Source organism: Bacteroides sp. AM54-2NS (assembly GCF_003602935.1).
GTDB classification, from domain to species: Bacteria; Bacteroidota; Bacteroidia; order Bacteroidales; family Bacteroidaceae; genus Bacteroides; species Bacteroides xylanisolvens.
On the sequence record NZ_QTMZ01000006.1, the window covers coordinates 91,909 to 108,053 of the forward strand.

At 41.7% G+C, this 16,145-nt stretch carries 11 protein-coding genes and 3 pseudogenes; 13 read left to right on the plus strand and 1 reads right to left on the minus strand.

What is annotated here, in order from left to right:
- The first annotated feature begins 117 nt into the window (after nucleotides 1-117).
- The 11 genes and pseudogenes from DXA05_RS05715 (at nucleotide 118) to DXA05_RS05765 (ending at nucleotide 13,401) form a co-directional block, all read left to right on the plus strand.
- Nucleotides 118-2,364, plus strand: coding sequence for a hypothetical protein (locus DXA05_RS05715; RefSeq protein WP_128858893.1), 2,247 nt, complete (start codon nucleotides 118-120; stop codon nucleotides 2,362-2,364).
- A gap of 269 nt (nucleotides 2,365-2,633) precedes the next feature.
- Nucleotides 2,634-3,251, plus strand: a complete 618-nt coding sequence (locus DXA05_RS05720; RefSeq protein ID WP_004313318.1) for a DsbA family protein — start codon at nucleotides 2,634-2,636, stop codon at nucleotides 3,249-3,251.
- A 77-nt stretch (nucleotides 3,252-3,328) separates the two neighbouring features.
- Nucleotides 3,329-4,540, plus strand: a pseudogene (locus DXA05_RS05725) (AAA family ATPase); the annotation flags it as partial.
- Between the two features lie 173 nt (nucleotides 4,541-4,713).
- On the plus strand, nucleotides 4,714-5,028 hold the full coding sequence (locus DXA05_RS28310; protein ID WP_032842109.1) for a hypothetical protein: 315 nt from the start codon (nucleotides 4,714-4,716) through the stop codon (nucleotides 5,026-5,028).
- 87 nt (nucleotides 5,029-5,115) lie between these two features.
- Nucleotides 5,116-7,275: a TonB-dependent receptor gene (locus DXA05_RS05735; RefSeq protein ID WP_128858894.1), complete on the plus strand. Its 2,160-nt coding sequence runs from the start codon at nucleotides 5,116-5,118 to the stop codon at nucleotides 7,273-7,275.
- Nucleotides 7,272-7,763 (plus strand): DUF4625 domain-containing protein, encoded by a 492-nt coding sequence (locus DXA05_RS05740; protein WP_128858895.1) that lies wholly within the window; start codon nucleotides 7,272-7,274, stop codon nucleotides 7,761-7,763. Before DXA05_RS05735 ends, DXA05_RS05740 begins: the two co-directional genes overlap by 4 nt.
- Nucleotides 7,764-7,916: 153 nt before the next feature.
- Nucleotides 7,917-8,515: pseudogene (gene nrfH, locus DXA05_RS05745) on the plus strand (cytochrome c nitrite reductase small subunit).
- Nucleotides 8,516-8,554: 39 nt separating this feature from the next.
- On the plus strand, nucleotides 8,555-10,036 hold the full coding sequence (nrfA, locus tag DXA05_RS05750) for an ammonia-forming cytochrome c nitrite reductase (protein WP_128858896.1): 1,482 nt from the start codon (nucleotides 8,555-8,557) through the stop codon (nucleotides 10,034-10,036).
- A 23-nt stretch (nucleotides 10,037-10,059) separates the two neighbouring features.
- Complete coding sequence (locus DXA05_RS05755; protein ID WP_049702491.1) at nucleotides 10,060-11,304, plus strand: cytochrome c biogenesis protein ResB; 1,245 nt, start codon at nucleotides 10,060-10,062, stop codon at nucleotides 11,302-11,304.
- A pseudogene (gene ccsA / locus DXA05_RS05760) lies at nucleotides 11,301-12,091 on the plus strand (cytochrome c biogenesis protein CcsA). Before DXA05_RS05755 ends, ccsA begins: the two are co-directional and overlap by 4 nt.
- Nucleotides 12,092-12,120: 29 nt before the next feature.
- Nucleotides 12,121-13,401 (plus strand): alginate export family protein, encoded by a 1,281-nt coding sequence (locus DXA05_RS05765; RefSeq protein WP_128858897.1) that lies wholly within the window; start codon nucleotides 12,121-12,123, stop codon nucleotides 13,399-13,401.
- A 177-nt stretch (nucleotides 13,402-13,578) separates the two neighbouring features.
- On the opposite strand, the gene DXA05_RS05770 is transcribed toward DXA05_RS05765, so the two are convergent.
- Nucleotides 13,579-14,268, minus strand: coding sequence for a Crp/Fnr family transcriptional regulator (locus tag DXA05_RS05770; RefSeq protein ID WP_004317686.1), 690 nt, complete (start codon nucleotides 14,266-14,268; stop codon nucleotides 13,579-13,581).
- A 246-nt stretch (nucleotides 14,269-14,514) separates the two neighbouring features.
- Here DXA05_RS05770 and DXA05_RS05775 point away from each other — a divergent pair, with 246 nt between their 5' ends.
- On the plus strand, nucleotides 14,515-15,054 hold the full coding sequence (locus DXA05_RS05775) for a flavodoxin family protein (RefSeq protein WP_009039862.1): 540 nt from the start codon (nucleotides 14,515-14,517) through the stop codon (nucleotides 15,052-15,054).
- A 252-nt stretch (nucleotides 15,055-15,306) separates the two neighbouring features.
- Entirely contained in the window at nucleotides 15,307-16,128 is an 822-nt protein-coding gene (locus DXA05_RS05780) for an MBL fold metallo-hydrolase (RefSeq protein ID WP_128858898.1), read from the plus strand.
- Nucleotides 16,129-16,145: the final 17 nt, after the last annotated feature.

Here is a 16,145-nt window from a genome sequence, read left to right on the forward strand (position 1 = left end):
TCCGGCCTGTTCTACCTCTTTTTTATAAACTAAGGTCAAGGAAGACTTACTTCAAAACCGCAGGAATGCACCATTGATTCACAGTCTTCCGATTACCTTACTTAAAAAACACAACGTATGAAAAAAGATTTGTTGAAAGTATCTATCAGGCAACATGCAATTTATTTGCCAGCGATAGAAGGAACTGAAAAGCGCGAAGCATTGACTTCGACTACTGTAACATTGGTTGCTCAACTTCGAAAAGTGGGATATAGCTTATCCGAAGAGTTGCTGCATGCTGTCAATCAGTTGTATCCGGCACAACAGGTGGAGATTCTTCAGGTGATGAAAGAAGTATTGGGTGTGTCACTCAACTGGGCTCCATTGGTGAAAGGCTGGGATACACCTACCGGAGAAACACGTTTGGATCATTGGATTACATGGCTTGCTAATATGTTCAATAGTAAGAAAGGTGTGAAACTATCTTGCGGACACGTGATTCCTGATAATACATTCCCCTTGGAACGATACAACGGTTGTCCGTTCTGCGGAACTCCGTTTGAAACGGCATCTACAGAATATTTCGGACAAGCCAGTAAACTGAAAGTGTTGGAACTTTGGCAGGAAAAAGAGCTGAATGTTTTCTTTGGTGACTTGCTGGAATCACGTACGGCCCTTGATGCAACACAAGCGGACAGCTTGAAAATCTTGTTGGCTGAACTTCCGTTGCCGGCAGTCGGAATCAAGATGAAAGAAACTCTGATGCTGGTGATCGACACACTGGTAGAGCAGGATAGGGCACAGGAAGCGCAGATTTATTTCTCTGCTCCGAATGATATATTGCGTTATTTGTGGTATAAGAAAACCGGATTCTTGCAAATCATAGAGCCTAAGACCCTCATTCGTAAAGCGGGTAGAAACAATGCACATCTGTGCAATGCTTTGGATAAAAGCCGTTCGGCTGCCCAGGCAAAGCGGGAAGAATTAAAACTGAAATATACCCGTCGCGAGTGTAAAATGGTGGCTCTTTGGTTGAACAATTTGGCGATGACACCGGAGAAGTCTTGTGAAATGATGCATTCGAAAAGGGAAATGTGGGTACGTATGATACGTGCATTGCGTTTGGCGGAATATGCTCGTAAACCGGGATTCGAAAATTTGAAAGAGTTGATGGACGTATTCTACTGTCAGGCATATACAGTTTGGCAGGGAGAAGTGGAGCGTAGCCGTTTGAAAGCAGATGCGACACAGACATTCGCTTTGTTGAAGCAACGTCCGGGTATGTTTGCACGTTCCTTGTTTGCCAATATGCTTTGGTTCGGTCCGGAAGAGACGTTGACGGCATTTAAAGAAGTCGTTCATTTGTTGCCGGCTCGTTTGGTGGTCACTTTGGGTATGTATGCGGAGAGTTACTTTGAGCAAGGACATAAGAGAATGGTGAAGCCTTTAGGTGGTAATGCGCTTTTGATAGAGCCTCACTATTTGGTGAGTCTTTATATGGAAGACCAGCTTAAAGAGATGGTGAAAGAGGTACAGGATTTGTGTAAAGAGGTTGTTGCTGCCCGCTTTGCTAATGCGGGTGTCGGGAGTGGAAGCGCAAGTATGTATATTGATCCTATGTTGTTTCATATTCCATTGTCTATCGGCGACCGTAGCGAAACGGTTCAGGATACTTCCTGTGCCTTGCAGGGTACACGTTTCCCGGTGGAAGGAGATAAAGTTCGATTGTTTATGCAATGGGGAAAAGGACTTCCGGCACAGCATTTGGATATGGACTTGAGTTGTCATATCACTTTGCCTTCAACGACAGAAGTATGTTCCTACTTCAATCTGACTGTTATTGGTGCTAAACATAGCGGAGATATCCGAAGCATCCCCGACAAGAAAGGTACTGCCGAGTATATCGAATTGGATTTGAATGAGTTGAGCCGTGTAGGTGCGCAATATGTTGCTTTCACCTGCAATGCGTATAGCAATGGGGCTATCTCTCCTAATCTGGTGGTAGGTTGGATGAACTCCGCTTACCCGATGAAAATATCGGAGAGAAACGGAGTGGCTTATGACCCTTCTTGTGTTCAGCATCAGGTGCGAGTTTCTCAAAGCGTGCAGAAAGGACTTGTTTTCGGAGTCCTGAAAGTGAAGGAACGGGAAGTGGTATGGTTGGAAATTCCTTTCGGCGGACAGACGGTTCTTTCTTTGGATACACAGACTATTGAAAAGTATCTGGATAAACTGGAAGCCAAAACCACTGTGGGCGAACTGTTGGCAATCAAAGCACAAGCACAGGGTTTGAAGTTGGCTGATACACCGGAAGCCGATGAAGTATATACCCGTGAATGGGCATTGAATACGGCTGCTGTGACTAAGTTGCTGTTGGGTGATTAATTTCTAGCGGTTAACTGAATCTTTTCTTCCTAATATTTATAAGTTGTATTGCGATAAAGTATATCTTTGTATGCAATAAACTAATCGTCTGACTATAGTTACTTTTTCGTCTAACTATAGTCAGACGAAAGAATAACTATAGTTAGATGCAAGTTACACTATAGTCAGACGAATAAATATATGCTAGCCAAGAACTAATGATTGGTATAAGAGAGATTAAATATCAGGCAAGAAAATGATAAATGATAATCAATAAAATATAGCTGCTTATGAGTGCGTATTATGATTTGTATGAGACACCGGACGTTCAGAATACCGGCGAGAAGCAACCCCTTCATGCGCGGATAGTTCCGAGCGGGACTTATTCCCAAAAAGAGTTTATAGAACGTGTGTCACGTTATCAACATTTTCCCCAGAATATGGTTGACGGGGTGTTGGGGGCTGTAATAGATGAACTTGGTAGTCTCTTGGCGCGTGGCTATATTGTGGAGCTTGGAGAGCTGGGACATCTTAGTGTCTCTTTGAAATGCACTCAGAAGGTAATGACTAAAAAAGAAATCCGTTCCGAATCTATCTGTTTTGACAATGTACACCTGCGTACCTCCAAAAATTTTAAATTGAAGGTAAGACGGGAAATGAGACTTGAACGTGTGCCCAAATCGGGACGGACTGTCAGTAAAACGGAGATACCTATCGAGCAACGTCTTCAAATGTTACAGGAGTTTCTGAAGAAGAATGGAGGAATCACCCGCATAGAATACAGCAGACTGACAGGAGTAGCCCGGCTGAAAGCTGTTGATGATTTGAATACTTTTATTCAGGAGGGAAAACTGCGTAAGAGAGGGGCGGGAAGGAATGTGTTTTATGTATGGAAACAGGAAGAATAATATTATAATAAGTAATTGTCCTTCTTTTTGCTAACAATTTTGTACCTTTGTTTGTATATAGAGAAAATAGTAAGATTATGGCAAGAATAACTATTCCTTATGCAGTAGCGGATTTCATAGATTTGCGTGAACGTGGTTTTTATTATGTTGATAAGACTGATTATATTCCTAAATTAGAGGATTATAATGCTCCTGTATTTCTCCGTCCCCGTCGTTTTGGAAAAAGTTTGTTGGTTTCTACATTAGCTTGCTATTATGACCGTACAAAAGCGCATCGGTTTGAAGAACTGTTTGGGGGAACCTGGATAGGTAACCATCCGACAAAAGAGCATAACAGTTATATGATTATTCGCTACGATTTTTCGAAAATGGTAATGGCGGATACTATTGAAGGATTGGCTCAAAACTTTAATGATTTGAACTGTGGCCCGGTAGATGTGATGGTAGAGCATAACAGAGATTTGTTCGGTGATTTTCAGTTTACTACTCGGGGAGACGCTTCCAAAATGTTGGAAGAAGTTCTTAATTATGCCCGTTCTCATGAATTTCCAAAAGTTTATCTATTGATTGATGAATATGATAACTTCACTAATCAGTTGCTTACAGCATACAACGATCCGCTTTATGAGGAAGTGACGACGAATGATAGTTTTTTGCGTACTTTCTTTAAAGTGATAAAAGCCGGAATAGGTGAGGGGAGTATCCGTACCTGTTTCTGTACAGGTGTATTACCTGTTACGATGGATGATTTGACCAGTGGATATAATATAGCAGAGATATTGACTCTTGAACCTAATTTTCTGAATATGCTCGGGTTTACATACGAAGAGACAGAAACATATCTGCGTTATGTACTTGATAAATACTCCACAGGACAAGAACGTTTTGATGAAATCTGGCAGCTAATTGTAAGTAACTATGATGGTTATCGTTTCCGTCCCAATGGTGACCGGTTGTTCAATGCTACTATCTTGACTTATTTCTTCAAGAAGTTTGCGGCCAATGCCGGTAGTATTCCCGACGAACTGGTAGATGAAAATCTACGTACCGATATTAATTGGATTCGTCGGCTTACCCTTTCACTGGATAACGCGAAAGCGATGTTGGATGCATTGATTATTGATGATGAGTTGCCTTATAATTTCTCTGACCTCTCAAAGAAGCTTGATAAACAGAGAGTTTTTGATATAAGATTTTATCCTATTATTTTATTCTTTTATGGAGTGATAACTTTAAAAGATAAATATTATATGGCTTTTCCTGATAAAATAATGCGTAATATTCTATTGGCATAGTTGTGTATATCTCCATTTTGGCATTGAAAGAGATTAAAATCGAATAGGGTGTGTTATTGATTCTTTTTGATCGTTCACGATAACACATATTAAGCCTGATAATTTGCACCTTCTCTTTCATACATCTATATTTGTCCTCGCTATTCTATATTATCAATAGAGGGAGAATGTATCAAAAGAGAAACATAAAGGTATATATAGCGTGGGTGTTGTTGATGACATTCATTCCCTTCTTTGTGGTGAAAACCTTTCACTATCATGGAAGTGAAGATGAGACATCATGTTCCCATGCAAAACATTCCCATAATCCTTCTGATGATTGTGCGATATGTAAATACTCCCTTTCTCTTTTTACGGAACCTCAACCGGTAGAATTTCATTGTACGTTGACGCTCGTCCCATACGAGCCGGTTATTTATCAGGATAAGGTTGTTTGTAAACGAACTTATTCGCATCATTTACGCGGACCTCCCGTTGCTTGATTACATAATCATATTTTCAAAGGAGATAGATTGACCTTCAATCTGTTCTCCTATTCATTTTACACATTATATAAAAGATTGTAATTGATGCGTATCGGAATTATTTCGGGCGTAATAGGGGTATTTATAACCTTATCCGTCCATGCACAGAAATCCGATTCAATCAAGAGTATGCTTTTGCCTGATGTTGTGGTGACCGAAACGTACCAGCAGCGTCAAGTGAAAAAGTCTGCCCTTACGGTTGATGTAGCCGATCAGGATTTTCTGCGCAAACATTTTACAGGAAACTTCATGCAAGCGATGGAGAACATTCCCGGAGTGCAAGCAATGGATATTGGTTCGGGATTCTCCAAACCGATGATTCGCGGAATGGGATTCAACCGGATTGCCGTATTGGAAAACGGAATCAAGCAGGAAGGGCAACAATGGGGAGCCGACCACGGTTTAGAGCTGGATGCTTTCAACATCGGAGCGGTCAATGTTTTGAAAGGCCCTTCCTCATTGCTTTATGGTAGTGATGCGATGGGAGGAGTGATAGATGTTGTTCCATCGGCCGTGCCTGTGGATAATCGGGTGTTTGGAGATGTCACACTGCTGGGTAAATCAGTCAATGGAACCATCGGAGGATCACTGATGCTGGGAATCAAAAAAAATGCCTGGTACTCTTACATCCGTTATTCGGAACAGCACTTCGGCGACTATCATATTCCTACGGATTCTATTGTCTACCTGACACAGAGAATCCCCATCTATGGGCGTAAACTGAAGAATACAGCAGGCATTGAACGCAATATCGGACTCTTTACCCAATATCAGCGAAGGGCATATAGAGCGAATTTCTCCGTGAGTAATGTCTATCAAAAGACAGGTTTCTTCCCCGGAGCGCATGGCATACCCGATGCGTCCCGTGTGGAAGATGATGGAGATAGCCGTAATATCGAATTGCCTTATAGTAAAGTGAATCACCTGAAGGTGACCATCCATCAGCAATATGCGTGGGAGAAACTGATCTTGTCAGGTGATTTGGGTTTCCAGAACAATCACCGTGAAGAATGGAGTGCTTTCCATACTCACTATGGCTCGCAACCCGCACCAGAGAAAGACCCCGACAAAGAACTCGCATTTAATCTGAACACCTTCAGTGCTTCAGTGAAAGCTCGTTTTATCGGATCTTCTTCATGGGAACATACATTGGGGTGGGATGGACAGCATCAACGGAATGACATTGCCGGCTATTCGTTTTTATTGCCCGAATATCACCGTTCCACCACCGGAATGCTCTGGCTTACAACGTACAGACCTAACAATGTGCTCTCCGTCAGCGGAGGAGCTCGGTATGACTACGGATACATAAATATTTCTTCGCATGAAGATGTTTACCTTGCCGATTATCTTCAAAAACAGGGATATACCCAGGAACAGATAGACCTTTATAAGTGGAACAGTCACCAGGTGAAAAAACACTATGGTGATTATTCTCTTTCTCTGGGATTGGTATGGACTCCCTCCGACAAGCATCTGGTAAAGGTGAATATCGGGCGTAGTTTCCGCCTGCCCGGTGCGAATGAGTTGGCTGCCAACGGAGTACATCACGGCACTTTCCGCCATGAACAGGGAGATGCCAATTTAAAATCGGAACAGGGCTGGCAACTGGACGCTTCTTATCATCTGAAGTACCGGAGAATTTCTTTCTCCGTCTCTCCATTTGTCAGTTGGTTCAGCAATTACATCTTTCTGCGTCCTACCGGAGAGTGGTCTGTATTGCCTCATGCCGGACAAATCTATCGCTATACCGGAGCGGAAGCACTGTTCGCAGGAACTGAAGCTACCGTAGATGTTGATTTTCTGCGTAACTTCAATTATCGGATTTCCGCTGAATACGTTTACACCTATAATTGTGATGAACATATTCCATTGAGTTTCTCGCCGCCACCTGTTATGCGCAATACATTAACCTGGCAAAAGAACCGGTATATGTTGTATGCAGAATGGCAGAGCATTGCTCGGCAAAATAGAGTGGACCGTAACGAAGACCGTACAGCCGGAGCAAATCTCTTCCATTTGGGCGGATCTTTAAACATTCCGATAGGTGGAAATAATGAAATTGAAATTACCCTGACCGCCCGGAATATATTCAATACCCGATATTACAATCATCTTAGTTTTTACAGGAAAGTTGAGATTCCCGAACCGGGACGTAACTTCCAGATATTAATCAAAGTTCCATTTAAAAAATTACTGAAATGAAAAATAAATTTTATCTCCCAATGGTTAGCCTTTTGGCAACAGTTACTTTCATGTTTTCCTCTTGTGATAATGATGACTCCAGCGATACGATCAAACCTTTGATTGAACTTCATGAACCGGAAGAAGGTCAGGCATTGGAGATCGGAAACGAACATGGAGTTCATTTTGAGATGGATTTGTCGGATGACATCATGCTGAAATCCTATAAGATAGAAATTCATAGCAATTTCGACCATCATTCACACGGCGGTAATAGTAGGGCTGCACAGGAAACAGTAGATTTTAGTTTTAACAGATCGTATGATGTGTCAGGACAGAAAACAGCACATATTCATCATCACGATATTGTAATACCAGCCAATGCGACTGCAGGGGATTATCATTTGATGGTTTATTGCACAGATGCCGCAGGCAACGAATCTTATATCGCGCGCAATATTAAATTGAGCAATGAGGTGGAAGATGAAGACCACCATCATAATGAATAGACAACTATATAAAGGAACTGGAATATCTGTTGGCTACAGGACGATAGATAGGCTGTTTTTTGTATAAAGAGTATTTTTTCTTTCGAAAGGTGTAATAGATATTACACCTTTTTTGTTTCCAATCCTTTACTTTTGTGAAAAATTCTATTTCGTATGATGAAGTTTCCAATAATAAATCGACTCTTTCCTTCTTTTAAATGGAAGGTAGCGGCTGTCATCATTGGCGGTGTTATTGTGGGTGGAGGAGCACTGTTTCTGTACATGCTCCGGGCGCATACCTATCTTGGAGATGACCCGGCTGCTGTGTGAACTGTCATATTATGACTCCTTACTATGCAACTTGGTTTCATAGCTCACATGCCCGGAATGCTACCTGCAATGATTGTCATGTACCGCATGAAAATGCTGTGAAAAAATGGACCTTTAAGGGGATGGACGGAATGAAACACGTAGCTGCATTTCTTACCAAAAGCGAGCCGCAGGTGATTCAGGCTCATGAAGCCAGTTCCGAAGTGATAATGAATAATTGTATTCGCTGTCATACACAACTCAATACGGAATTTGTGAAGACGGGGAAGATTGATTATATGATGTCACAAGTAGGAGAGGGGAAGGCTTGCTGGGATTGCCATCGTGATGTTCCTCATGGTGGAAAAAACTCTCTGTCCGGCACTCCGGGAGCTATTGTTCCTCTTCCGGAATCGCCCGTTCCCGAATGGCTCCGGAAGATGGTGAATCAGAAAGATAAATAGGAAATGAAATACGTAATAAAATAATAAAACCGATATACAATGGAAAAGAAATTAAAATCATGGCAAGGATGGCTGTTGTTCGGAGGTTCAATGGTCGTTGTATTTGTTTTAGGATTATGCGTTTCTGCGTTGATGGAACGGAGGGCGGAAGTTGCCAGCATTTTCAACAACCGTAAAAACGTCATCAAGGGGATTGAAGCGCGAAATGAACTATTCAAGGATGATTTCCCCCGTGAATATCAAACTTGGACGGAAACTGCAAAGACTGACTTTGAAAGCGAATTTAATGGGAATATAGCTGTGGATGCCTTGGAAAAACGTCCTGAAATGGTGATTCTATGGGCGGGATACGCTTTCTCTAAAGATTATTCTACTCCACGGGGGCACATGCATGCCATTGAAGATATTACGGCATCGTTACGTACCGGTGCACCTGTGAACCCGACGGATGGTCCGCAACCGTCTACTTGCTGGACTTGTAAAAGTCCGGATGTTCCCCGTATGATGGAAGCATTGGGTGTCGATTCTTTCTATAATAATAAATGGGGAGCTATGGGGGCCGAAATCGTAAATCCGATTGGCTGCTCTGATTGCCACGACCCGGAAACAATGAATCTTCATATCAGCCGTCCGGCTTTGATTGAAGCTTTCCAACGCCAAGGTAAAGACATCACCAAAGCTACTCCGCAAGAAATGCGTTCATTGGTCTGTGCGCAATGTCACGTTGAATATTTCTTCAAAGGTGATGGCAAATACCTGACTTTCCCTTGGGATAAAGGTTTCACGGTAGAAGATATGGAGGCTTATTATGATGAGGCCGGGTTCTATGATTATATCCATAAATTGAGTCGTACTCCGATTCTGAAAGCACAGCATCCTGATTATGAGATTGCTCAAATGGGTATTCATGGGCAAAGAGGTGTTTCTTGTGCCGATTGTCACATGCCGTATAAGAGTGAAGGTGGTGTGAAATTCAGCGATCACCATATTCAGAGCCCATTGGCTATGATTGATCGTACCTGTCAGGTTTGCCATCGCGAGAGCGAAGAGACTTTGCGTAATAATGTGTACGAACGCCAACGTAAAGCGAATGAAATCCGTAACCGTTTGGAACAGGAATTGGCAAAGGCGCATATCGAAGCTAAATTTGCCTGGGATAAGGGTGCTACGGAAGCACAGATGAAAGATGTGCTCGCACTGATTCGTCAGGCACAATGGCGTTGGGACTTTGGAGTGGCTTCACATGGAGGCTCTTTCCATGCACCGCAGGAAATTCAGAGAATCCTTTCTCACGGACTCGACCGTGCTATGCAAGCCCGTCTTGCCGTATCCAAAGTATTGGCGAAGAACGGATACACTGGTGATGTTCCGATGCCGGACATCTCGACGAAGGCAAAGGCACAGGAATATATCGGCTTGGATATGGACGCTGAAAGAGCTGCGAAAGAGAAATTCTTGAAAACAACGGTTCCCGCCTGGTTGGAGAAAGCGAAAGAAAATGGACGTTTGGCGCAGATATAAAACAAATATAAGCATAGATATATATGTGGAGCAAACCGTGGAGTTATAAAGAAGGGTTGGCGATTGGCGCAGGATTACTGATAATAGGCATATTGCTGCAAATGACAGTGGGTGCTATTAACTGGGATTTGTTTGCCTGTCCGGTCAACGTGATTGTGCTGCTGGTTTATATCGTTGCCTTGATAGCCATGCACCTTCTTCGTAAACGTGTGTATTTATTCAGTTGGTTAAGCCATTATTCCGCTGCCGTCTCCGCTTTGTTGTGGGTGGTCGGCATGACGGTAGTTATGGGACTTATCCGGCAAGCTCCTTCCGGTCATGCTCCAAATGCTTCAACGGATTTGCTGGGATTCTCACAGATGATTGCATCCTGGCCTTTCGTTCTGCTTTACTTTTGGATGGTCACTGCATTGGGACTGACGATACTTCGTGCCAGCTTTCCTTTTAAGTGGAGACGACTTTCGTTCCTTCTCAATCATATCGGATTATTCGTCGCGTTGATAGCGGCCACTTTAGGAAACGCCGATATGCAACGGTTGAAAATGACAACCCGCATGGGCAATGCCGAATGGCGGGCTACTGACGATAAAGGTCAACTGATTGAACTTCCATTGGCTATCGAACTCAAGGATTTTACTATCGACGAATATCCTCCAAAACTGATGCTGATTGACAACGAAACCGGGCGTACGCTTCCCGAAAAATCTCCTGAACATGTATTGCTGGAAGAGGGAGTGATAAAGGGAACATTACAAGACTGGCAATTGACAATTGAACAATCTATCCCGATGGCAGCTTCTGTAGCTACTGAAGATACTGTGAAGTTTATAGAATTTCATTCGATGGGAGCAACTTATGCTGTTTACCTGAAAGCTGTCAATCAGAAGAATCAAACAACGAAAGAAGGTTGGGTAAGCTGTGGCAGTTTCCTCTTTCCTTATAAGGCAATCCGATTGGATTCTTTAACCAGTCTTGTGATGCCGGAACGGGAACCGCAGCGGTTTGCATCGGAAGTGAAAATCTATACACAAGAAGGAACGATAACGGAAGGCACCATTGAAGTGAACCGTCCGATGGAGATAGAAGGATGGAAAATCTATCAACTTAGCTACGATGAGACAAAAGGACGATGGAGTGATGTCAGTGTCTTCGAACTGGTTCGCGATCCGTGGCTACCGTTCGTTTACGCAGGAATTATAATGATGATGGCAGGAGCTGTCTGCTTGTTCGTCAGTGCACAAAAGAGAAAAGAGGAGGACAAAGCATGAATTGGGAGTACTTTATATTATTTGCAATAGCTGCACTGGTTTGTTGGGCTTTAGGAGCTTTTGCTGCCTGGAAAGGAACAAAACCGGGATGGGCTTATGGATTTACTTTCTTAGGGTTGGCTATTTTTTTCAGCTTCATTATCGGAATGTGGATTTCATTGGAACGTCCTCCGATGCGAACTATGGGAGAGACCCGGCTGTGGTATTCTTTCTTCCTTCCGTTGGCGGGATTGATAACCTACGTACGTTGGAAGTATAAATGGATTCTTAGTTTCAGTTGCATCCTTTCGTTCGTCTTTATCTGTATCAATATCTTCAAACCGGAGATTCACAATAAAACGTTGATGCCCGCTTTGCAAAGTCCGTGGTTTGCTCCTCATGTCATTGTGTATATGTTTGCTTACGCTATGTTGGGAGCGGCGACGGTGATGGCTGTCTATCTGCTTTGGTTCAAGAAGAAAAAGATTGAACGGAAAGAAATGGATTTGTGCGATAACCTCACTTATGTAGGTTTGGCATTTATGACATTAGGTATGCTTACAGGAGCTATCTGGCGAAAGAAGCCTGGGGACACTACTGGGCTTGGGACCCGAAAGAAACCTGGGCAGCGGCGACTTGGTTTGCTTATCTGGCATATATCCATTTCAGATTGGGAAAGCCATTGAAGGCACGTCCGGCATTGGTTATTTTATTGGTCTCTTTTGTCTTATTACAAATGTGTTGGTATGGAATCAATTATCTTCCGTCCGCACAAGGAGTCAGTGTACATACGTATAATTTGAATTGAAATATCGAATCATTTAAACTGCACTATCAATGAAAACATTTTATTGGTCATTCTTGCTTATGCTATTGCCAAGCATGGCATACACACAAAACACGGAGAAAGAGAATGAATTTACGATGTCTATGCAAATCAGACCTCGTGCAGAGTATCGGAACGGTGCCTTGACTCCCCGGGATGAAGGGGTGGCTCCTACGTCCTTCATCAATAACCGCGCACGTTTGTCGATGGATTATAAACGTTCGGATCTGGAACTGAAGATGTCGGCACAGCATGTAGGTGTTTGGGGACAGGATCCGCAGATTGAAAAGAACGGGCGTTTTATGCTGAATGAGGCTTGGGCAAAGATGAACTTTGGCGAAGGATTTTTCGCTCAACTGGGACGTCAGTCGTTGATTTATGATGATGAACGTATTTTGGGAGGATTGGACTGGAATGTAGCGGGTCGTTATCACGATGCGTTGAAGCTGGGGTATGCCAACAAAAATAATGAAGTGCATTTAATTCTTGCTTTTAATCAGAATAATGACAGTAGAACAAGCGGAGGCACTTACTATGATTCTTCTACGGGACAGCCTTATAAGAATATGCAAACCGTTTGGTATCACTATAAGGCGGACAATGTTCCGTTCGGGGCTTCTTTATTGTTTATGAACTTGGGATTGGAAACGGGCGATAAAGCTACGGATGACTCTCACACTCGTTACTTGCAAACAATGGGAACCTACCTCACTTATAAGAACAGTAACTGGAATCTGGATGGTGCTTTCTACTATCAGATGGGTAAGAATAAAACTGCTGATAAAGTTTCAGCTTTGATGGGAAGCATACAGGCTGCTTATACGTTTGACCATACATGGGGAGCTGTGGCTAGCTTTGATTATCTAAGTGGTGATAAGGGAAATGGCGGTAAGTACAAAGCTTTCGATCCTCTTTATGGAACTCATCATAAATTCTATGGAGCAATGGATTATTTTTATGCTTCTACCTTTGCGAACGGTTATGCCCCTGGATTGATGGATGCCCGTATCGGAGGCCGTTTCCGTGCTTCTGACAAAGTGGATATGGAACTTAATTATCACTACTTTAGCACAGCCGTAAAGGTTCAGGACTTGAAGAAATATTTAGGTTCGGAAGTCGATTATCAGATAAACTGGTCGATCATGAAAGATGTGAAACTCTCTGCCGGATATTCTTTTATGCGTGGCACGAAGACGATGGACGCTGTGAAAACCGGCAATCATAAAAGCTGGCAGGATTGGGGTTGGCTATCGTTGAATATTAATCCGAAGATATTGTTTGTGAAGTGGTAAATCCAAGGGAATAGATAGAATTTAAATAAAGAGAGAGTTTTTGAAAGTTTTTGAATTTATAAAATCATCCTTACTACAGTATATCTGAAGTGAGGATGATTTTTTGTTTTAACCACTTCTTGATAGTACACTCTTATTGTTACGTCTGTTGTTACGGATATTTTTCTAAATACGTCGTTACAGATACTTTTCCAAAGTTGTTTTATCTAAAATCTCGATTCGTTTTCCTTCCATGATGACGAGTCCTTCTTTCATCATCTTATTGATTTCTTTAGATAGAGCAGGGCGTGACACATTTAAATATTCGGCGAGCTGGGATTGGGTGTGCATGATATCTACTACTAACGAGTCTTTTTTCTTATGTTCGTATAGATAGACAATGAACCTTTCCCGTACGGTTTTGCGTGAAAGAGGTTTCAGGCGGGATACAGTACAGATGTTACAATTACCTGCGATACAAAGAAAATTATGAAGAACTTGTGGGTCCTGACTAATTACTTTGAAGGTTGAATCTTTGGTTGCCATAAGTATCACACTGTCCTCAAGAGCAGTGAAAGTAGCCGGCAAAGTATTGTTCGAATTAAAAAGATGAGGAGTGGCGAAGGTACGTGGAGCGATAATGTATTCAATCATCACCTCATTACCTAATCCGTCAATAATATCTGTACGTAGTTTTCCTTCCAAAAGTACAAATAACTTGTTGCAGGGTGTTCCTTGTGTAACGACTATCTCTTTTTTATTAGCCGCATAGATTACAAAATCCAGCTTTTCCAATAAGGACTCTTTGATGTTTAAAGGTAAATCCCTGAATAAGGGGATTTGAAACAGCTTTTCTTTATGTGAGTCGGTCAGTTGTATTTTTTTCATTGTATCATGTTGTCTGTATCACGGGCAAAGATATAAATTATATATTAGTGAAAGAAACTTTCAGAACTATTTGTAGAATAACTATATACAAGAAAGTTGTTAAAACGAATGTAAAATATAGAATCTGTAATTATGGTATCTTTCTCTGTAATTTATCTACATGCAGGATACCTTTATTTGTCTATTTTTGCAACATGAATCATTGATAAAAAGAATTCTGAAAATAAAAAGTAATAAAAGAAAGTTATGGCTAAAAAAGTTTTGATAATTTCGTCCAGTCCACGTAAAGGTGGTAATTCGGATTTGCTTTGTGATGAATTTATGAAAGGTGCTATCGAGGCGGGCAATGAAGTAGAGAAGATTTTTCTGAAAGACAAAACGGTTCATCCTTGTACGGGATGCAGTGTTTGCAGTATGTACGGTAAACCTTGTCCGCAGAAGGATGATACAGCGGAAATCGTGGAGAAGATGATTGCTGCCGATGTGATTGTAATGGCAACTCCTGTTTATTTCTATACCATGTCCGGGCAGATGAAGATTATGATTGACCGTTGTTGCGCACGTTATACGGAAATAACCAATAAGGAATTTTATTTCATTATTGCGGCAGCAGAAAACGATAAAGCAATGATGGAGCGTACTATCGACGGCTTCCGTGGCTTCCTCGATTGCTTGGAAGGACCACAGGAAAAAGGGACGGTCTATGGAATCGGTGCATGGAAAGTAGGAGAGATTAAAGATACTCCCTACATGCAGGAAGCATATAATATGGGAAAGATGGTGTAACTGTTTGTTTTCCATATTAAAGATATTCATAAAGAATATGATAAATGGATTTGTTCGAATATTTGAGATATAGTTTTGAACTTAACTTTTAAAACCTGACGGGAAATCTGGAAAAGACGGTTATGTTTTCCAGATTTTCCCCTTTTTACGATTACTTAATTGACTGGATTGCTTGTTCTGCCACAGAATTATTATAATTTTGTGGCAGAACTTTTTATTTTGTATAATTCGTTTGATAACTAACTAAGTATCATGGGCTATAAAATAACGACTCTTGTGGAGAATTGTGTCTATGGACGTAAATTGCAGGCAGAACATGGTCTTTCTCTATATATCGAGACTCAAGAACATAGATTACTTTTCGATACGGGAGCATCTGACTTGTTTATCCGTAATGCCCGCTTGTTGCATATTGACTTGCAAAAAGTCGATTATTTGATATTATCTCATGGTCATAGCGATCATACGGGCGGACTACGTTATTTTTTGGAATTGAATACGCAGGCAACCGTTGTCTGTAAGCGTGAGATTTTTTCTCCTAAATTCAAGGATGAACGTGAGAACGGGATGATGCATACACAAAATCTCGATCGTTCCCGTTTCCGCTTTATTACAAAGCAGATCGAACTGCTTCCCGGAGTTTTCCTTTTTCCCTCTATTGATATTATAAATCAGGCAGATACCCATTTTGAACGTTTTTGGGTTCAGCAAGAAGATGGATGCAAAATACCGGATACTTTTCAGGATGAATTGGCGGTGGTATTGGTGGAACCGGAAGGATTTTCCGTATTAAGTGCCTGTTCTCATCGGGGAATAACCAATATTTTGCGTACGGTTCAGGCTGCCTTTCCCGAATCTCCTTGTAAGTTACTTCTGGGAGGTTTTCATATCCATAATGCGGAAAAACAAAAATATCAGGTCATTGCAGATTATTTACAGGAATATCTTCCCCGACAGATTGGCGTTTGTCATTGTACGGGAGTGGATAAATATGCCTTCTTTTATAAAGATTTTGGTGACAACACATTTTATAATTACACGGGAAAACTAATTCAAACCGATTTATCGGAATAAATTTATAATAATTTGAT